General features: G+C 71.8%; 17 protein-coding genes and 1 other RNA gene. 11 read left to right on the top strand and 7 right to left on the bottom strand.

The annotated features are described in order from the left end of the window. Positions 1-5: 5 nt before the first annotated feature. Complete coding sequence (locus A37W_RS0103580) at positions 6-1,949, bottom strand: extracellular solute-binding protein (protein WP_018301653.1); 1,944 nt, start codon at positions 1,947-1,949, stop codon at positions 6-8. Positions 1,950-2,185: 236 nt separating this feature from the next. Then, positions 2,186-2,710: a c-type cytochrome gene (locus tag A37W_RS0103575; RefSeq protein ID WP_040753444.1), complete on the bottom strand. Its 525-nt coding sequence runs from the start codon at positions 2,708-2,710 to the stop codon at positions 2,186-2,188. A 120-nt stretch (positions 2,711-2,830) separates the two neighbouring features. Between A37W_RS0103575 and A37W_RS0103570 the strand changes: the two genes are divergently transcribed. Next, positions 2,831-3,679, top strand: a complete 849-nt coding sequence (locus A37W_RS0103570; protein WP_018301651.1) for a prephenate dehydratase — start codon at positions 2,831-2,833, stop codon at positions 3,677-3,679. 108 nt (positions 3,680-3,787) lie between these two features. Here the strand turns inward: A37W_RS0103570 and A37W_RS0103565 are convergent, their stop codons facing one another. After that, the gene (locus tag A37W_RS0103565) at positions 3,788-4,276 is read right to left on the bottom strand and encodes an SRPBCC family protein (protein ID WP_018301650.1); all 489 of its coding nucleotides are present in this window, start codon (positions 4,274-4,276) and stop codon (positions 3,788-3,790) included. A 48-nt stretch (positions 4,277-4,324) separates the two neighbouring features. Further along, positions 4,325-5,299: an NAD(+) diphosphatase gene (nudC, locus tag A37W_RS0103560; RefSeq protein WP_026198270.1), complete on the bottom strand. Its 975-nt coding sequence runs from the start codon at positions 5,297-5,299 to the stop codon at positions 4,325-4,327. 123 nt (positions 5,300-5,422) lie between these two features. Between nudC and A37W_RS0103555 the strand changes: the two genes are divergently transcribed. The 4 genes from A37W_RS0103555 (at position 5,423) to A37W_RS0103540 (ending at position 10,152) form a co-directional block, all read left to right on the top strand. Continuing rightward, positions 5,423-7,219 (top strand): 5'-nucleotidase C-terminal domain-containing protein, encoded by a 1,797-nt coding sequence (locus A37W_RS0103555; RefSeq protein WP_040753443.1) that lies wholly within the window; start codon positions 5,423-5,425, stop codon positions 7,217-7,219. Positions 7,220-7,396: 177 nt separating this feature from the next. Beyond that, positions 7,397-8,395: an ABC transporter substrate-binding protein gene (locus A37W_RS0103550; protein ID WP_026198268.1), complete on the top strand. Its 999-nt coding sequence runs from the start codon at positions 7,397-7,399 to the stop codon at positions 8,393-8,395. Positions 8,396-8,533: 138 nt separating this feature from the next. Beyond that, positions 8,534-9,397 (top strand): ABC transporter ATP-binding protein, encoded by an 864-nt coding sequence (locus tag A37W_RS0103545; RefSeq protein ID WP_018301646.1) that lies wholly within the window; start codon positions 8,534-8,536, stop codon positions 9,395-9,397. Further along, on the top strand, positions 9,394-10,152 hold the full coding sequence (locus A37W_RS0103540) for an ABC transporter permease (RefSeq protein WP_018301645.1): 759 nt from the start codon (positions 9,394-9,396) through the stop codon (positions 10,150-10,152). Before A37W_RS0103545 ends, A37W_RS0103540 begins: the two co-directional genes overlap by 4 nt. Before the next feature lie 94 nt (positions 10,153-10,246). Here the strand turns inward: A37W_RS0103540 and A37W_RS0103535 are convergent, their stop codons facing one another. Continuing rightward, the gene (locus A37W_RS0103535; RefSeq protein WP_018301644.1) at positions 10,247-11,335 is read right to left on the bottom strand and encodes a THUMP domain-containing class I SAM-dependent RNA methyltransferase; all 1,089 of its coding nucleotides are present in this window, start codon (positions 11,333-11,335) and stop codon (positions 10,247-10,249) included. A gap of 234 nt (positions 11,336-11,569) precedes the next feature. Further along, on the bottom strand, positions 11,570-12,352 hold the full coding sequence (locus A37W_RS0103530; RefSeq protein ID WP_018301643.1) for an SDR family NAD(P)-dependent oxidoreductase: 783 nt from the start codon (positions 12,350-12,352) through the stop codon (positions 11,570-11,572). Positions 12,353-12,468: 116 nt separating this feature from the next. On the opposite strand from A37W_RS0103530, the gene ffs reads away from it, so the two are divergent. Further along, an RNA gene (ffs, locus tag A37W_RS23120) (signal recognition particle sRNA small type) lies at positions 12,469-12,566 on the top strand. 140 nt (positions 12,567-12,706) lie between these two features. Then, positions 12,707-13,735 carry a ribosome small subunit-dependent GTPase A gene (gene rsgA / locus A37W_RS0103525; RefSeq protein WP_018301642.1) on the top strand — a complete coding sequence of 343 codons (1,029 nt, stop codon included), beginning with the start codon at positions 12,707-12,709 and terminating at the stop codon, positions 13,733-13,735. A 256-nt stretch (positions 13,736-13,991) separates the two neighbouring features. Here rsgA and A37W_RS0103520 read toward each other — a convergent pair whose 3' ends face one another. Continuing rightward, on the bottom strand, positions 13,992-14,507 hold the full coding sequence (locus A37W_RS0103520) for a protein-tyrosine phosphatase family protein (protein WP_018301641.1): 516 nt from the start codon (positions 14,505-14,507) through the stop codon (positions 13,992-13,994). Between the two features lie 194 nt (positions 14,508-14,701). Between A37W_RS0103520 and A37W_RS0103515 the strand changes: the two genes are divergently transcribed. The 4 genes from A37W_RS0103515 to A37W_RS0103500 all read left to right on the top strand — a co-directional run bounded on the left by A37W_RS0103515 (position 14,702) and on the right by A37W_RS0103500 (position 18,581). After that, on the top strand, positions 14,702-15,736 hold the full coding sequence (locus A37W_RS0103515) for a sodium:calcium antiporter (protein WP_018301640.1): 1,035 nt from the start codon (positions 14,702-14,704) through the stop codon (positions 15,734-15,736). Positions 15,737-15,761: 25 nt separating this feature from the next. After that, positions 15,762-16,148: a YidH family protein gene (locus A37W_RS0103510; RefSeq protein WP_018301639.1), complete on the top strand. Its 387-nt coding sequence runs from the start codon at positions 15,762-15,764 to the stop codon at positions 16,146-16,148. Between the two features lie 78 nt (positions 16,149-16,226). Continuing rightward, entirely contained in the window at positions 16,227-17,978 is a 1,752-nt protein-coding gene (locus A37W_RS0103505; RefSeq protein WP_018301638.1) for a DNA polymerase III subunit gamma/tau, read from the top strand. 258 nt (positions 17,979-18,236) lie between these two features. Beyond that, positions 18,237-18,581: a YbaB/EbfC family nucleoid-associated protein gene (locus A37W_RS0103500; protein WP_018301637.1), complete on the top strand. Its 345-nt coding sequence runs from the start codon at positions 18,237-18,239 to the stop codon at positions 18,579-18,581. Positions 18,582-18,653 lie beyond the last annotated feature (72 nt).

Raw genomic sequence — 18,653 nt, 5'->3', positions numbered from 1 at the left:
GCCCCTTAGTTGAAGGCGCCGGCGGCGCGCAGCCGCTCGGCCGCCTCGGCGTCGTACCACCAGAAGTCGAGCTCGCCGGTGGCGTAGGGAGGCATGTTATCGGGGTGCCGGTACATGTCGTAGTAGGCGATGGTGTCCGTCGCCTTGTACCATTGCGGCACCCAGAACCGCAGCGAGCGCATGACCCGGTCGATCGCGTGCACCGCGTCGGTCATCTCCTCCAGCGTCTCGGCCTCGATGGCGGCGGGCAGCAGCCGGTCCACGGCCTCGTTCCGCAGCCGCATCACGTTGCGCGAGCTGTCGTCGGCGGTGGAGCTGTCGTACCACTGCTTGAGGCCCGAGCCCGGCTCGAAGCCCATGTCGAAGCCGTGGTTCGTGAGGTCGAAGTCGCCGGACCTGCGCCGCTCGACGTACTGCGAGGTGTCCACCCGGTCGAGCGTGGCGTCGATGCCGAGCCGCTCGAGGTTCTCGATGAACGGATTCACGATCCGGTCGAACAGCGGCGAATATTCCAGGATCGAGATGGTCAGCGTCTGGCCGTCCTTCGTCCGCATCCCGTTGTCGCCCACAGTCCAGCCGGCCTCGTCCAGCAGCCGCCCCGCCTCGCGGAAGACGCTGCGGTCGGGCTGGTTGTCGCTGGCGTCGTTGACCGGTGCCATCACCGCTTCGTCGGTAAGGATGCTCTCGGGCAGCAGCCCCTCGTCCACCAGCGGCTGCAGCAGCGCCAGTTCGCCCTCGGAGGGGGTGCCCGTCGCCTCGAGCTCGGAATTCTCCCAGAACGAGTTCACGCGGTCGTAGAGGCCGTAGAACAGCGTCTCGTTCGACCATTCGAAGTTGAACATCAGACCGATCGCCTCGCGGACGAGCGGGTCCTGCCATTGCGGCTTGTCGAGGTTGAAGACGAAGGCCTGCGCGTAGGCGATGTTGCCGTCGGGGATCGTCTCCTGCACGACCCAGCCGTTCTGAATGGCAGGGAAGTTGTAGCCCGTGGCCCAGTCGCGCGACGAGTTCTCGCGCCGGAACGTGTACTCGCCGGCCTTGAACCCCTCGAACGCGGCCGATCCGTCGGCGAAGTACTCCACCCGGATCGTGTTGAAGTTGTTGCGCCCGATGTTGAACGGATGCTCCGCGCCCCACCAGTCCTCGTTCCGGCCGATCACGATCTGCCGGTTGTAGTCGAAGCTGTCGAGGACGTAGGGCCCGGTGCCGAGGAACGGCGCGTCCTGGCTCTCGTCCAGGCGGGTGCCGGTCTCCTCGAACCACGACTTGCTGAAGACCGGCGTGGAGCCGGCGAAGCCGATGCGGTCGCGGATCGGCGCCTCGTCGGCGAAGGTGAAGCGGATCGTGTGGTCGTCGATCACCTCGACGCTCTCGATGAAGCTTTCGACGACGGCGCGGTACTCGGCGATCCCCTGCTCCATGAACAGGTTGAAGCTGAACTCGATGTCCTCGGCCGTCATCGGCCGCCCGTCCGAGAAGGTGACGTCGTCACGCAGGTTGAAGATCACCCAGTCGCGGCTTTCGGGATATTCCAGCGTCGTGCAGAGGTAGCAGTAGACGCCGTACACGTCGTCGGCGGTGCCGGTCAGGATCGTCTCGTAGTAGATCGACGGCAGCGCGGCCGACACGCCCTCGCGGGCGTAGTTGTTGAAGCTGTCGAAGGTGCCTTGCGACCAGATCGAGATCTCGCCGCCCTTGGGTGCGTCGGGATTTACGTAATCGAGATGCTCGAAGTCGGCCGGGTACTTCAGCTCGCCGAAGTTGGTGTAGCCGTGGCTCTCGATCACCTCGCCCTCGGCCTCCTGGCCCCAGGCGTCGCCGGCTGCGATCAGCGCAGCTCCGGCGAGGAGGGCGCCCGCGGCCAGGCGCGGCAGCGCCGGCACGGCGGCCCGGACGGCGGCGTCGGTCGGGCGGCGGGTCGGGCGAGGATGGGGGCCTTGGTGGGTCACGGACGGTCCTCCTGTGGCGGTCGGGCGCGATACCTTCGGGAGGTGAAGCTAATTGGGGGCGCGTCGACCATTCAAGTTGATTAAGCGTGAACGGGTCATGAGCGCACCGTGAGGTGCCGCAGCGGCGGGCGCAACGGCGCAGATGCGGGCGACGCGATGCGCCGCCCACACGACGACGCCGCCCGCGGGCGATCGGCCCGGAGCGGCGCCAGGAACAGGGGGGATCGGGCGGGCGATCAGTCGTCCAGGCTGTCGAGCCAGGCGATCAGGTCGGCGCGGTCCTGCGGGTCGCGCATGCCGGCGTAGGACATCGCGGTGCCCGGCGCCACGCCGCGCGGGTTCTCGAGGAAGTGGAACAGGTTCTCGCGGCTCCATTCCTCGCCGACCTGCTCCAGCGCGCCGGTGTAGTTGAAGCCGTCGACGGCATCGATCGGACGGCCGACCACGCCGTAGAGCGTCGGGCCGGTGCCGTTGTCGCCCGGCTCGATCGAGTGGCAGGTGCGACAGTTGCGCCACAGGTTCTCGCCGTCCGACGCGCTCGCCGCGGCGAACAGCTCCTCGACGTTCACCTCCTCGGCCGGCTCGGCCTCGGCGGGCGCGCTCTCCTCGACCGGAATGACGTAGGCCTGCGCATGCTCGCCCTCGCCATGGTCCTCGGCCGGATGGTAGATGGTCTCGGCGACCCAGCCGCCCAGCAGGAAGACCAGGAAGGTCCCGCAGAAGCCTCCGACGATCTTGGTGCCGGTCATTGTGTCGATCATGTCGCGTTCCATCCCGATCCAGTCCCCGCGGCTTCTAGCCGCTTGGGCCGCGCTTCTGCAAGGTGTAGAGGCGCGACGAAATGCCCGCGAAGAGGCGCCGGTTAAGGGGGGAATACTGGAGTGAGCGGCCGCATCGCCTTTCAGGGGGAGCCGGGCGCCTACGGGCACCAGGCCTGTCTCGAGGCGCGCCCCGACCTCGACCCCCTGCCCTGCCCGACCTTCGACGACGCGATCGAGGCGGTCCGCAAGGGCGACGCCGAGCTCGGCATGATCGCGGTCGAGAACTCGACCTATGGCCGGGTCGCCGACGTCCACCAGCTGCTGCCCGAGAGCGGGCTGAACATCGTCGACGAGGCGTTCGTCCGGATCCACATCAACGTCCTCGGCGTGCCCGGCGCGCGCCTGAACCAGCTGCGCCGCGTCCGCTCGATGGACATCCTGCTGGGCCAGGCGCGGGACTTCCTGCGCGAGCACGGGCTCGAGACGCTGAAATGGTCCGACAACGCCGCCGCCGCGCGCGAGATCGCGGCCCTCGGCGATCCGTCCGAGGGCGCGCTCGCCTCGGACCTCGCGGCGCGGGTCTACGGCCTCGACGTCCTCGCACGCCACATCGAGGACCACGACCGCAACACCACGCGCTTCGTCGTCATGGCGCGCGAGCCGGACTACAAGCGGCGCGGCAAGGGGCCGATGATCACGTCGTTCGTGTTCCGGGTCCGCAACATCCCGGCCGCGCTCTACAAGGCGATGGGCGGGTTCGCGACGAACGGCGTGAACATGACCAAGCTGGAGAGCTACATGGTCGGCGGCCACTTCACCGCGACCCAGTTCTACGCCGAGATCGAGGGCCACCCCGACGACCGCAACGTCCAGCTCGCCTTCGAGGAGCTGGACTACTTCACCGAACAGCTGAGGCTTCTCGGCGTCTATCCCGCCGCCCCGCGCCGCTACGAGATCGTCCGGGACTGACCGCCCGCATCGAACCCGCTCCCGCCCCGTTCCCTCTACTGCCGGGAATCCCGCATGGGCCCCGGGGGTGTGAAACCCCCGGCGCTTGCGCCCAGAGCGCGGGTCCGGTCAGGGCGCCGGAGGGGGGGCCGCCGCCTTCCGTGACCAGCGGGCCTCGATCTCCCTCGCCATCGCCTCGGCCCGCGTGTCGAGGCGCCGGGTGATGTTGCCGCGGGCGATCTTCAGCGACTGGAGCAGCAGCCGGGCCGGCATCGACTTGGCGGTCAGCTCGGTCTTCAGGGTGACCCGCGTCCGCGTCCGCGACAGCGCCACGCAGTCCACGGTGGTCAGGCCCTCGAGGCCGCCGGTGGACGAGGTGACCGAGAAGCTCTCGGGCGGCTCCCAGGCGACGAGATCGGCGCGCAGGTCGCGCTCGCGGCCGCGGAACTGGAAGCGGATCTGCCAGGCCGAGCCCTCCTCGACCTCGTCGGCCCCGTCGAGCCGGCGGACGTCCGCGCCGCGGCGCATCGCCTGCCGCTCGTAGGCGGCGAAGTCGCTGACCTGCCGGAAGACGACCTCGATCGGCGCCTCGACATCCTGCTGCGTGCTGATCTGCATCCGTCCCGTCCGCTCCCTGTGCCGCCGCGAGGCGCCGGCACTGTTCCGTCAATCGAGCGTGCCCGCAAGCCACCTGTCCAGAAGGAACCGCGCGATCGCGCCCTTGCGTGCCGGCCGGATCACGGGGTCGCGCCCCTGAAAGGCGGCGGCCAGCCGCTCGCGCCCGACCCACAGCGCCGCCTCCAGCTCCACCGGGTCGAGCGTGATCTCCCCCGTCAGCGCCTCGCCGCGGCAGCCCAGCATCAGCGAGGCGGGGAACGGCCAGGGCTGGCTGGCGAGGTAACCGACCCGCCCGACCCGGACGCCCGCCTCCTCCCACACCTCGCGGCGGACAGCGGCCTCGACGGTCTCGCCCGGCTCCACGAAGCCGGCGAGGAGCGAGTACATCCCCTCCGGCCAGACCGGCGAGCGGCCGAGAAGGACCTTCTCGCCGCGGGTGATCAGCATGATGACGACGGGATCGGTGCGCGGGAAATGGTGGCCGCCGCACGACGGGCAGTCGCGCTGCCATCCGGCCTGCACGATCCGGGTCGGCGTTCCGCAGCGGGCGCAGAAGCCGTGCGTCTCGTGCCAGCCGAGAAGCGCCTTGGCGGTCGCCGCAAGCTCCGCCTCGAAGGGCGTCAGCCGCGTCATCGCGGCCCGCAGCTCGGCGAAGCGCGCGCCGTCCGGACCGGCCGGATGCCGCTGCTCGGACGCGTCGAGAAAGGCGCCCACGCTCTCGATGTCGATGTCCGCCGGCGGCTCCCACGGCGAGATGTCGGCGGCCCAGAGGCCACCCTTGTCGGAGCGGCCGAGGAACAGCGGCGCCTCCCGGGCGTCCGCCAGCACCGGATGGCCCGCCGGCAGCCGCGACAGACGCGGCGCCTCGGCCGGCCCCTCGACCATCGGCTTGCCGCGCCACAGCGCGATCCAGCGCGAATCGCGCTGCGCCGCGAGCTCGCCCAGGCCCGCGCCGTCGCCCCTCAGCTCGGCCGCGCGGTCCAGACCGCCGCCTCCGAAAACCACAGTCTCTGCATCTTTCATGGCGGGACTTGACCCCGAACTCCGCGTCGTGGCCAGTCCCAATCCGATAGGGACTTGCCCGGCAAACGACTCAGCCTATGGTTGAAACCGGGGCGCGAACTGGAAAGGGTGATCGTGGACGGCATGGCGACCGCGGACACCGGGACTCTGGTCCCGGCCATCGGCGTGCGGCTGATCGCCACCACCGACCTGCATTTCCACGTCTGGCCCTACGATTACGCGACCGACCGCCCGGCCCCCGCCGTCGGCCTCGCCGCCGCCGCCGAGACCATCGCGGCCCTGCGCGCGGAGGCGCCCGCCACGCTGCTGTTCGACAACGGCGACCTGCTGCAGGGCAGTGCGCTGTCCGACAGGGTGCGCGCGGACTGGGAGCCGGGCCAGGGGCCGCACCCGCTGATCTCGGCGATGAACGCCCTCGGCTACGACGCCGCGACCATCGGGAACCACGACCTGAACTTCGGGCTGCGCTACCTGCGCGACGCGCTGGCGGACGCGGCCTTTCCGGTCGTGTCGGCCAACCTCGTGCACCGCCGGGACGGCGGCTGGGAGACCCTGCTGCCGCCGACCGCGCTCCTGCGGCGCACGGTGTCCGACGGCGAGGGCGGTGAGGTGCCGCTGACGATCGGCATCGTCGGCATGCTGCCGGCCCCGTCGGCGAGCTGGGACCGTCTCGTCCTCGGCCGCGATGTCGAGACGCCGGACATCGTGGCCGCCGTGGCCGCGGTGCTGCCCGGCCTGCTCGCGCAGAAGCCCGACATCGTCGTCGCGCTGTGCCATTCCGGCCTGATGGACGGCGGCGAGCCGGGCGAGAACGCGGCGACCGCCGTCGCCGCTCTCGACGGGATCGACGTGGTGGTGGGCGGACACACCCACGAGGTCTTTCCCGGACCCGCGGTGCCCGAGGGACGCCTGCACGGCAAGCCGGCGGTCATCGCCGGCTCGCACGGGCGGCAGATCGGCGTTGTGGACCTGCGGCTCACCCGCATCGGCGACCGTTGGCGCCCGATCGACGCCGCCGTCCGGACCGAGCCGGTCTCCCCGGTCCCGGATGCCGGCGACGCGCCCGAATGGGACGCGCTGCGCCCCTACCACGCCCGCGTCCTCGCCGACGTGCGCCGCCCGCTCGCCCGCCTGACGGCGCCGCTCTCCACCCGCTTCGCGATGATCGGCGCCGCCCCCGCGGGCCAGCTGCTCGGCCGTGCCCTGCGGGACCACGCCGCCGCCCGCCTCGCCGGCCGGCCGGAGGCGCAGCTGCCGATCCTCGCCGCCACGGCGCCGCTGATGGCGGGCGGGCGATCGGGCCCCCAGAACTACATCGACCTGCCGGCCGGACCGATCACCCGCGGCTTCGTGGGGCAGGTCTACCCGTTCCCCAACCCGGTCTGCCTGCTGCGCCTGACGATGCGCGACGTCCGCGACTGGCTCGAGCGCACCGCCCTGGCCTTCCGCCGGATCGGGACCGGTCCGCCGGGCCCCCTGCTGACCGACGCGCCGCCCTACCTCTTCGACACGATCTGGGGCCTGCGCTACGCGATCGACGTCACCGCCCCGGACGGCGACCGCATCCGCGACCTCCGCCTCGAGGACGGGACCGTCCTGCCCGGCACCGCGCAGGTCGTCGTCGCCGTCAACTCGCATCGGGCCAGTGGCGCCGGCGGCTACGAGGCCGCGTCCCGCGGCACCCTGCTCGACATCAGCCCGACGACCCTGCAGCAGATCTTCGGCGACTGGCTGGCGCGCAAGGACAGGGTGACGCCCGACGCGACCCCGATCTGGGACTTCGCCCCGGCGCCGGGCCGCGCCGCCTGGATCGACACCGCGCCCTGCCCCGTCGGCCACGTTCCCGACATCCCGAATCGGCGGCTGCGCGAGAGCGGCGAAGGCAGCGAGGGCTTCTGCCGGATCGTCATCGACCTCTGAAGAGGCAGACTGCCTATTTCCTGAGCGCCTGCCGGTATTCTGCCCGATCTTGAGGCAGCGGCAAGCGGTACCGCCCCGGTTTCCCCGCCCCCCTCCGGTGCACGTCTCCCCTCGGCTCGCCGGGCAGGACATCACGGGCGACGGCACACTTATCGGACAGGGGAGACGACAGACGTGATCCACAAGACGCTAGCATTCCTCGGCGCCGCGCTTCTCGCCGCGCCGGCCCTCGCCCAGACCTCCATGCCGTTCGCGCTGGACTGGAAGTTCGAGGGCCCGTCCGCGCCCTACTTCCTCGCCATCGACAACGGGTCGTTCGAAGAGCAGGGCCTCACGGTCGAGATCGCCGAGGGCAACGGCAGCCTCGACGCGATTCCCAAGGTCGCGACCGGCGCCTACCCTATCGGCTTCGCCGACATCAACTCGCTGATGCGGTTCCTCGACCAGAACCCCAGCGCGCCGGTCACCGCGGTGATGATGGTCTACGACAAGCCGCCCTCCGCCGTGGTCGGCCGCGCCAGCCTCGGCATCACCGAGCCGTCGGATCTCGAAGGCCGGATCCTCGGCGCCCCGCCGCCGGACGGCGCCTGGGCGCAGTTCCCGATCTTCGCCGCCGAGACCGGCCTCGACATGGACGCGATCACGGTGGAGCCGGTCGGCTTCCCCACGCGCGAGCCGATGCTGGCGGAGGGCCAGGTGGCGGCCGTCACCGGTTTCTCGTTCTCGTCCACGCTGAACCTGATCCGCCTCGGCGTGCCCGAGGACGACCTGACCGTGCTGCTGATGGCCGACTACGGCGTCGACCTCTACGGCAACGCGATCATCGTCAACACCGACTTCGCCGCCGAGAACCCCGAGGCGGTCACCGGCTTCCTCACCGCCGTCGCCTCAGGATGGCAGGCCGCCATCGACGATCCCGACGCCGCCATCGCCAGCCTGATCGAGCGCAACCCCGCCGCCGACGCCGAGCTCGAGAAGGAGCGCCTGATGATGGCGATCGAGGCCAACGTGATGACGCCCTACGTCACCGAGACCGGCTTCGGCGGCATCGACGACGCCCGGATGGCCAGCGCGATCGAACAGACGGCCACCGTCTACGAGTTCCAGTCCGAACCGGACGCGGCCCTCTACTTCGACCCGCAGTACCTGCCCTCGCCGCTGCCGACGCTCGAATGATGATGCGGGGCGGGTCGCCACGGCGCACCCGCCCTGCCCCCCTATCTTGCACCAAATACCTCCGGGGGTGAATTGGCCGTCAGGCCAAGAGGGGGCAGCGCCCCCTTCGCTCCGCCGCAGCGAGGCACCGACCCGCAGATGACGAACCTCATCGAGATCAAGGACGTCCGCCACGCCTACCGCACCAAGGCCGGTCCCCTGCCGGTGCTGGACGGAGTCGACATGGGCGTCCCCGAGGGCACGTTCGCCGCCGTCGTCGGCCCGTCGGGCTGCGGCAAGTCCACCCTGACCCGCCTCGTCGCCGGCCTGATGAAGCCCGACGCCGGCGAGGTCCGGCTGCACGGCGAGCGCGTCACCTCCCCCCGCAGGACCGTGGGCATGGCGTTCCAGAACCCGGTGCTGCTGGAATGGCGCACCATCCTCGACAATGTCATCCTGCCGCTGGAGATCGTGGCGCCCCGGATGCCCCGGGCCGAGCGCGAGGCGCGGGCGGAGGAACTGCTGGCCCTCGTCGGCCTGCAGGGCTTCGAGACCAAGCGCCCGTCCGAGCTGTCGGGCGGCATGCGCCAGCGCGCCTCGCTGTGCCGCGCCATCGTGCACAAGCCCGACGTCCTCATCATGGACGAGCCGTTCGGCGCGCTCGACAACTTCACCCGCGAGGACCTGTGGCAGACGATGCGGGATCTCCGCCGCAGCGAGCCGTCCACCTGCGTCCTGATCACCCATGATCTGCGCGAGAGCGTGTTCCTCGGGGATCAGGTCATCGTTCTGTCGGGTCGCCCGGCGCGGACGCAGTACGTGATGGACGTGGATCTGCCCGAGGACCGGACGCTCGACGTCCTCTACACGCGGGAGGTGGGAGACATGCTCCACGTGCTGCGGGACCAGATCAAGGTCGCCCAGGGGCGCGGGGCCGACGACGCCGCGCCCCCCGCCGCCCCGCCGCCGGGATCGGCCGCGCAGGGCGTCGCCGGCCCCGGCCTCGCGGAGCGCGCCCGATGATCCGTCAGGTCGCCGTCCCCGCCCTCGCCATCCTCGCCTTCCTCGCCTTCTGGGAGCTGATCGTGCGGCTGAACGGCTGGCCGGACTACGTCATGGCCTCGCCGTCGGACCTGCCCGCCGCCTATGCCCGCTTCTGGGAGCTGTTCCTGATCGGGTCCTGGCAGACGCTCTGGCGGACCGTCGCGGGCCTCGCGCTCGCGGTGCTGTTCGGCCTGCTCCTTGGCATGGTCATGGGGTTCTCGCGGATCGCGCGGGACGCGCTCTATCCGCTCCTCGTCGGATTCAACGCCATCCCCAAGGCGACGCTGGTGCCGGTGCTGGCGCTCCTGTTCATCGGCCAGCACAACTTCAACACCGTGCTGATGGCGTTCCTGATCTCGTTCTTCCCGATCGCGGTCTCCGTCGGCATCGGCCTCAGCACGCTGGAGCCGGAATACCGCGACATCCTGCGCTCGCTCGGCGCGTCGCGGGTGACGATCTTCCGCAAGATCGCGCTTCCCAAGACGCTGCCGGAGTTCTTCGGCGCCCTGAAGGTCGCGGTGACGCTGGCCTTCATCGGCACCAACCTCGTCGAGATCGTCTCGCCCCACGGGCGGGGGCTGGGAGCGCTGTTCCTGAGCGGGCAGACGAACTCGAACTATCCGCTGATGTTCGCGGTGCTCATCGCGCTCGCGGTGCTGGGGATCGTGCTCTACTACGCCGTGGTCTGGCTGGAGCGGACCTTCGCCGGCTGGGCGGAGCGGCCGCAGACGTGACGTCGGCGATGGGTTGAAAACCCGTCTTACGTGTCGGCGCAAGCGGCCGGGGCGCGGACCGTAGGACGGGTTTCTAACTCAGCGTCGCCGCCCGTCACCCCATCTCGCCCCGCCACAACGTCACCTTGAGCCCGCCGTGCGGCACGGGCGGCCCCGCCGGCTCCAGCCCCAGGCCGGTCGCCTTCGCCAGCCCGCCGTCCGACGTCACGAGCCCCACGCGCCAGCCGCCGAACCCTTCCTTCATCGTCTGCCCGAACGCGCCGTAGAGCGAGAACAGCAGCTTGCGGTCGCCGATCCGCGCCCCGTAGGGCGGGTTCACCATGACGATCCCCGGCGGCCCGTCCGGCGGCGCGGCGTCGCGGATCGCCCGACGCTCGAACAGCGCGACCGCATCTACGCCGGCGCGGGCGGCGTTCTGCGACGCCATCCGCACCGCGCCGGCATCGCGGTCCGAGCCGACGAAGCCGAAGGCGATCTCGCGCGGCTCCGGGGCGGGCGCCTTCGCCACCGCGACGGGCAGCCGGTCCAGCGCGAAGTCCCGCCCCCGCCCCGGCGGCAGGCCCAGCGCCCACTCCGCCGCCTCGATGACGAAGGTCCCCGAGCCGCACATCGGATCGACGACCGGCACGTCGCCGCGGTAGCCCATCTGGCGCAGGAACAGCGCCGCCAGCGTCTCGCGCAGCGGCGCCTTGCCGACCGCCAGCTTGTGGCCGCGTTTGTGCAGGGGCTCGCCGGAGGTATCGACGCTGATCGAGACGAGGTCGTCCTCGATCCGGACCATGACGCGGAGCGGATCGTCGCCCTCCGGCGGCGGCCCCAGCGCGGCGGCGATCGCGCCCTCCACCCGGCTCGCGGCGGCGCCGGCGTGGTAGATCTTGGACCGGCGGCAGGTCGCCTCGACCTTGACCGGCACGCCCTTCGGCAGGACCTCGTCCCACGCGACCTTGTGCGCCCGCTTGTCCAGTTGCGCCGGGTGAAACGCCCGGAACTCGGCGATCCGCGCCAGCACCCGGCCCGCACCGCGCAGCGTCACGTTCGCCCGCCTCGCCTCGTCCCAGCCGCCGGCGATCTCGACGCCGCCGGGAACCGTGACCGGCGAGGCGAATCCGGCCTCGGCGGCCTCCTCGGCGAGGACGGCTTCGAGGCCGGGCGGCGCGGCGAGGAAGAGGGAGAGGGGCTGCATCCGGTTGGCCTAGCCGGGCGGAGGCGGAAGGCCAAGGGGAATGGGGAGCGGCCGACGGGCGGGGCATCGGTAGCGACGTCAGGTCGGGCGGGGACAACCAGCATCACCCGCCCCGGGCTTGACCCGGGGCCGCGAACCGGGAGCGAGCGCCCCTGCCCGCCGGGGCCCCGGGTCAGGCCCGGGGCGGGTGACGAGCGTGAGCGGCCGCGAGCGGACTGCGCGACCGCCCCACGATCACACGTTGATCGACCCCACGGACCCACCATCCACGCGCCAGTTGGCGCCGGTGACGAAGCTGGCGAGCTCGGAGCAGAGCAGCGCCACGACCGGCGCCACCTCCTGCGGCTGGCCGCGGCGCTTCAGCACCAGGTACGGGCGCTCCTCCTCGAGGAAGCTCTGCACCGCGTCCTCCTTCGACGTGCCCATCTCCTCGGCGCGCTTCTCCATCATCCCGTCGGTCATCGGCGTCTCGATGAAGGCGGGCGCGACGCAGTTCACCAGCAGCCCCTCTCCGGAATGGGCCATCGCGACCGACTTGGCGAAGGACAGGAGGGCGGACTTGGACGCGTTGTAGACCGTCTCCTCCGGATAGGGCTGGGCCACGTTCTCGGACGTGACGAAGACCATCCGCCCCCACCCGCGCGAGATCATCGCGGGTCCGAGGTGACGCGACAGGCGCACGGCGGAGTGGAAGTCGATTTGCAGCGCGTCGTCCCAGTCCTCCTCCGCCATCTCCAGCGGGTCGCCCTTGGCGCCGGTCACGCCAGCCGCATGGACGAGGATGTCGAACTCGGTCCCGGCGTCGCGCAGCAGCGCCTCGACGCCGTCCTTCGTCGAGATGTCGGCCCGGATGGCGGTCGCGCCGAGCGGATCCGCCACGGCGGCGAGCTTGTCCTCGTCCTTGTCGGTCAGGGTCAGCGCAACGCCGGCCTCGTGCAGCCGCGCGGCCACTTCCTTGCCGATGCCTCCCGAGGCGCCGGTCACCAGCGCGCGTCGTCCGTCGATCTTCAGGTCCATGACTCGTTACCCCACAAATGTAGGCGTCGCCGCCGAACGCGGGCGCGGCACGGACCGTTCCGCCGCGGCGGCGCACGGCCGTTGCACGGTCCCGCGAGTTCTCCTATATGCGGGATCGAGAGGTTGGCGCGGGCAGGCGCCTCGCCAACCCGGTCAGGTCCGGAAGGAAGCAGCCGTAACGAGCCCCGCTTGGGTCGTTGTCAGCCTCTCACCCTTGACGCACGCGAAGGAGGGCCAGTCATGGAGACCCGTTCCCCCTTCCGGGCCGCCGCCTGAGACCCAGGCCGCCGCTCGGCCCGTGATCCTGCGCCCCGACCGGGGCGCGCTCTCTCACGCGCATCAGGGCTTATCCCATTGAACACCCCTACAGATGCCGGCCTCGGATGGTCGGCGCACTTCGACCGCCAGCTGGATGCCGGCGACACCTCTCCCCGCGCCCGGATCGTCGCGGTGCACCGCGACCGGGTCGAGGCGCTGACCCCGGACGGGCCGGCGCTCCTGCGGACGCCCGAGGAGACCGGGCACTACGCGGTCGGCGACTGGGTGCTACACGACGGCGTCCACGTGACCCGGCTGATGGACCGCGAGACGGTGATCCAGCGCCGCTCCGCCGGCCCCGTGGCGAAGGACCAGCTGATCGCCGCGAACGTCGGCACGCTCGGGATCGTCACCAGCTGCAACGACGACTTCAACGAGGCGCGGCTGGAGCGGTATCTCGCGATCGCCGCCGCGGGCGGTTGCCTGCCGATGGTCGTGCTGACCAAGGCCGACCTGACGGACGAGGCAGACGACTACGCCCGGCGGGCGCAGCGGCTGTCGCCGCTCGCGACCGTCCTGACGCTCGACGCGCGGGAGCCGGAGGAGGCGCGGCGGCTCGATCCCTGGTGCCGGGACGGGCAGACGCTGGCGCTGGTCGGATCGTCCGGTGTCGGCAAGACGACGCTGCAGAACGCGCTGACCGGCATCGAGGCGGCGACCCGGGGCATCCGCGAGGACGACGCCAAGGGGCGGCACACGACGCCGGCGCGGGCGCTGCGGCGGACGCTGGCGGGCGGCTGGCTGATCGACACGCCCGGCATGCGCGAGCTGCAGCTCTCCGGGGTGGCGGAGGGGATCGCCGAGGTCTTCGCCGACATCGAGGACCTGACGACGGCCTGCCGCTTCCGCGACTGCGCCCACGAGGCGGAACCGGGCTGCGCGGTGCAGGCGGCGATCGGCGACGGCCGGCTGGACGCGGCGCGGCTGGAGCGGTGGCGCAAGCTCGGCCGCGAGGACCGCTACAACAGCGAAAGCATTGCCCAGGCGCGGGCGCGATTCCGGGCCGCGGGCAAGATGCACCGGCACGGCAAGACGCGGGGGGACTGGAAGCGGGGGGATCGGTAGGGGCGGCGTGAGCGCCGTTGCGGGACCGGATCGTCCGGCGGTTCCGGCAAGAGCCGGGCCACGAGGAACGAGCCCCGGGACCTACCGCCCCGGGCTCGACCCCGGGCCTCGCGGGCATCGCGCCCGGCCGCAGCGGGGCCCCGGCCCGGGGCCGGGGCGGGGCTCCATCTCCCGCGCTTCCGCATCGCCCCGTCGCGACCAAGGCAGGCGCCTCGCCGCTTCGCCGGACCCTCGACGGACCGGAGCGAGGGGGCGCTCACGTCCCCGCTGCCCACAGTCTCTGCGCCTCTGTCTCCACCGCGCCGGGACGGGCGTGCCGGAGGCGCGCCAGCGCGACGGCAGGGGCCTCGCCCGCCTCGACCATCAGGCGCAGGGCGATCATCCCCGAGCGGCCGCGGCCGCCGGCGCAGTGGACGAGGGCGCGACCATGACCGGCCAGCGCGGCCCGCAGGGCGATCGATTCGGCCGGCCATGCAGCGGCCGCGTCCGGTCCCGGGACGCCGTAGTCGGGGACGGGGAACGACCGCCAGGCGATCCCGGCCGCGGCGAGGTCGGCGGGAAGCGCGGCGGCGGCGCCCGTCAGTTCGGCGGCTTCCACGAGCGACAGGACCAGCCGGGGGCGCCATCCCACGATCCGCGCGAGGTCGGCCAGGTAGGCGTCCCCAGCCCCTGAAGCGCCGCCGGGGCGGGGCGCGAGAGCCAGCGTGCCGCCCGCGACAGGCAGCGTCCGGGGCCAGTCGTCAGGAGGGGCGGCAGGGTCGGTCGGGAGCACGGCGCAGTCACACCTCTTCTGGGCCAGCAGCCATCAACGGCGCGGCGGACGCAGGAGCCGGGGGGCGTCCCCGGCCGGACCGACCGAATCGACCGCCGATCGGTGGATCCGTACCCGCACTCGATGGACGATCGGGGTCGGAACCCCTTCCCGCCCCGACCTCTTCCTTCAGGAGATCCGCAAGGGAGGCCCCCGTGCCGAGCTTCGCCGACTGGCCAATCTGGGGCAACGTCGCCCTGTTCTGCGTCGCCGCCGCCGCCGTGTGGATGTCGGGCACCCGCCTGTCCCGCTACGCCGACGCCATCGCGAAGCGGACCGGCATCGGGCAGGCGGTCCTCGGCGTCATCCTCCTGGGCGGGATCACTTCGCTGCCGGAGATCGCCGTGACCGGCACCGCGGCGACGGGCGGCAACGCGCAGCTCGCGGTCAACAACCTGCTCGGCGGGTTCACGGCGCAGGTCGCCGTCCTCGCGCTCGCGGACGCGGTGATCCGCAAGCGGGCGCTGACGGCGGTGGTGCCGGACCCGATCGTGCTGCTGCAGGGGGCGCTGGGGATCGTCCTCGTCTCGATCACCGTCTGCGGCATCGTCGTCGGCGACGTCGCCGTGCTCGGCGCCGGCGCCTGGACGTGGGGCATCCTGTTCGTCTTCCTCTACGCGATCCGTATGGTCGCCAAGTCCGGCAGCCACCCCGCCTGGCAGGTGGTGGGCGAGCCGCCGTCCGAGGAGATCGGCGCCGAGCAGCCGGAGGTCGACCATTCCGACCGGCGGCTCTACATGCTGACGGCCGGCGTGGCGGCGGTGATCCTGGCGATGGGCTGGCTGCTTTCCACCACGGGCGAGGCGCTGGCCGAGCAGACGGGCCTCGGCGACAGCTTCTTCGGCGCGGTGTTCATCGCGATCTCGACCTCGCTGCCGGAAATTTCGACCGTGATCGCCGCCGTGCGGCTCGGCCGGTACGTGATGGCGGTCAGCGACATCTTCGGCACCAATCTCTTCGACGTCGCCATCATCGTCGTCGTGGACCTGCTGTTCCCTGGCGGGCCGGTGCTTGCGGAGGTCGGCAGCTTCTCGATCCTTGCCGGGATCCTCGGCATTCTCGTCACCGCGATCTATCTCGCCGGCCTGATCGAGCGGCGGGACCCGGCGGTGGCGGGCGTCGGGCTGGACACGATCCTGGTAGCGGGCGTCTACGTCGGCGGCGTCGTCCTGCTCTACACCTTGCGGTGAGGGCCGGGGAGCCTAGGCTGGCACCATGCAGGACGGAACCCCGCCAGACCCGGACGCCAAGACCCAGTGGGCCGAGGCGCGCACCGACTGGGCCGAGGACAGGACCGTGCTCGCCAACGAGCGCACCTTCGCGGGCTGGATGCGCACCGGCATGGGCGCGCTCGCCGTCGCGCTCGGCCTGAAGGCGGTGTTCCGCCCGTTCGAACCGACATGGCTGCCCAAGGCGGTGGCGCTGATCTTCGTCGCCGTGGCGCTGGTCACGATCTGGTCGGCCTGGCGCAACGCCGTGCGCACCTACCGCAAGCTCGACATGCACAGCGCGCGCCCGATCGGCAGCCGGGCGATCACCGTCATCGCCGCGACGATGGCGACGGGCGCGGTGGCGACCGGAGGCATCCTCATCCTCCTCTGACCGCGGGTCCCGCGGCCGCCCGCGCGGTGGACGGGGACCGCGGGCGCCCTTAGGTTGGCGCCGTTCCAGGAGACCGCCATGTCCGACGCCCCCGCCGCCTATCAGGTGCTGGCCCGCAAGTACCGGCCCGAGACGTTCGCCGACCTCGTCGGGCAGGACGCGATGGTGAAGACGCTGAAGAACGCGTTCGCCGCCGGGCGGATCGCGCAGGCCTTCATCATGACCGGCATCCGCGGCACCGGAAAGACGACAACGGCGCGGATCATCGCCAAGGGGCTGAACTGCATCGGCCCCGACGGCACCGGGGGCCCGACGACCGACCCCTGCGGCGTGTGCGAGCCGTGCCGCAAGATCATGGCCGGCCGCTTCATGGACGTGCTCGAGATGGACGCCGCCTCCAACACCGGCGTCGATTACGTGCGCGAGCTGAACCAGATGGCCAATACCCGGCCGTCCGAAGGCCGCTACAAGATCTTCATCATCGACGAGGTCCACATGCTGTCGACGAGCGCGTTCAACGCGCTCCTCAAGACGCTGGAGGAACCGCCGCCGCATACGAAGTTCATCCTCGCCACGACCGAGATCAGGAAGGTGCCGGTCACGGTGCTGTCCCGCTGCCAGAGGTTCGACCTGCGGCGGATCGAGCCCGAGGTGATGATCGCGCTTCTGCGGAAGATCTCGGACGCCGAGGGGGCGCAGATCAGCGACGACGCGCTGGCGCTCATCACCCGGGCGGCCGAGGGGTCGGCGCGGGACGCCGAATCGCTCCTCGACCAGGCGATCAGCCACGGCGCGGGCGAAACGACGGCCGAGCAGGTGCGCGCGATGCTGGGCCTCGCCGACCGGGGGCGCGTCCTCGACCTCTTCGACATGATCCTCGGCGGCCGCGCGTCCGAGGCGCTGGCCGAGCTGTCGGCGCAGTATGCCGACGGGGCGGACCCGATGGCGGTGTTGCGCGATCTGGCCGAGGTCACGCACTGGGTCAGCGTCATCAAGATCACGCCCGAGGCGGCGGAGGATCCGACCGTCGGCCCGGACGAGCGCGCGCGCGGGCGGCAGATGGCCGAAGCGCTGCCGATGCGGGTGCTGACGCGGATGTGGCAGATGCTGCTGAAGGCGCTGGAGGAGGTGGCCGCGGCGCCGAACGCGATGATGGCCGCCGAGATGGCGGTGATCCGCCTGACCCACGTCGCCGACCTGCCCTCGCCGGAAGAGCTGGTGCGCAAGCTGAAGGACGCGCCGCCCCCCGGGCCTGCGCCCGGCGGCGGCGCGCCGGCGCCGGGCGGCGGCGGGCACGTCGAGGCGCGGGGCGCGGTGCGGCCGACCCATTCCGGCACGGGTGGAGTGTCCGCCTCCGGCGCACAGACTGCGACGGCGCTCGACGCGAACGCGCTGGCCCGCTTCGCCCGGTTCCAGGACGTGGTGGAGCTGATCCGCGCCAACCGCGACGTGCGGCTGCTGGTGGAGGTCGAGACCACACTCCGCCTCGCCGCCTACCAGCCCGGCCGGATCGAGTTCCAGCCGACCGACGACGCCGCCCCCGACTTCGCCCAGCGCCTCGGCCAGCGGCTGCAGGCCTTCACCGGAAACCGCTGGGCGGTGAGCGTAGTGAGCTCCGGCGGCGGCGCGACGATCGCCGAGGCGCGCGACGCCGAGGACATGCGGCTGAAGGAGGAGGCGTCGGAGCATCCGCTGGTGCAGGCGGTCCTCGAGCATTTCCCCAAGGCGCGGATCACCGCGATCCGCACCGCCGCCGAGGAGGCGCAGGCGGCCGAGACCGAGGCGCTGCCCGAGGTCGAGGGCGAGTGGGACCCGTTCGAGGAGGAGTGAGCGGGCTTGCAGAGGTTCCCCCAGCATTGTCCGGGGGGCCTCGGACGGCGCGAGGCCCCGGGTCAGGCCCGGGGCGGGTGGAGAGAGGGGCACCGGGGTGCCTTCGGTGCAGCCGTATCACGGCGGGAATGCCCGCCCCGGCCCTGAGCCGGGGCCCGGCTCCCGATCGTGCCCCCGGTGCCCCCGGGGCCGACGCGCCTTGATCCACCGCCCCCCGGCCCGTATCTCGGAAGGCAACCCCCGACAGGAGGAAAGCGGATGTTCAAGGGACTCGGCGGCTTCGGCGACATGGCCAAGATGATGAAGGCCGCGCAGGAGATGCAGGGCAAGATGGAGGAGATGCAGGCGCGGTTCGACACGATGACCGCGACCGGCGAGAGCGGCGCGGGCCTGGTGAAGGCGACCGCGACGCTGAAGGGCGAGCTGACGGCGCTCGACATCGACCCCTCGATCTTCCAGCCGGACGAGAAGGAGGTGGTCGAGGACCTGATCCTCGCCGCGATCCGCGACGCGCAGTCCCGCGCGGCCGAGAAGATGCAGGCCGAGATGTCGCGGATGGGCGAGCAGTTCGGCCTGCCGCCAGGCATGAAGCTGCCGTTCTGAGGAGCTGCCTGCTGCTTCGCATGTCCCCAAATACGCACCGGCCGGACCGCGCCGCCGGGCGCTCGGCCGCGG

Origin of the sequence: Wenxinia marina DSM 24838 (genome assembly GCF_000379485.1) — a bacterium.
Lineage (GTDB): Bacteria > Pseudomonadota > Alphaproteobacteria > Rhodobacterales > Rhodobacteraceae > Wenxinia > Wenxinia marina.
This window is presented reverse-complemented; position numbering and strand designations above follow the sequence as displayed.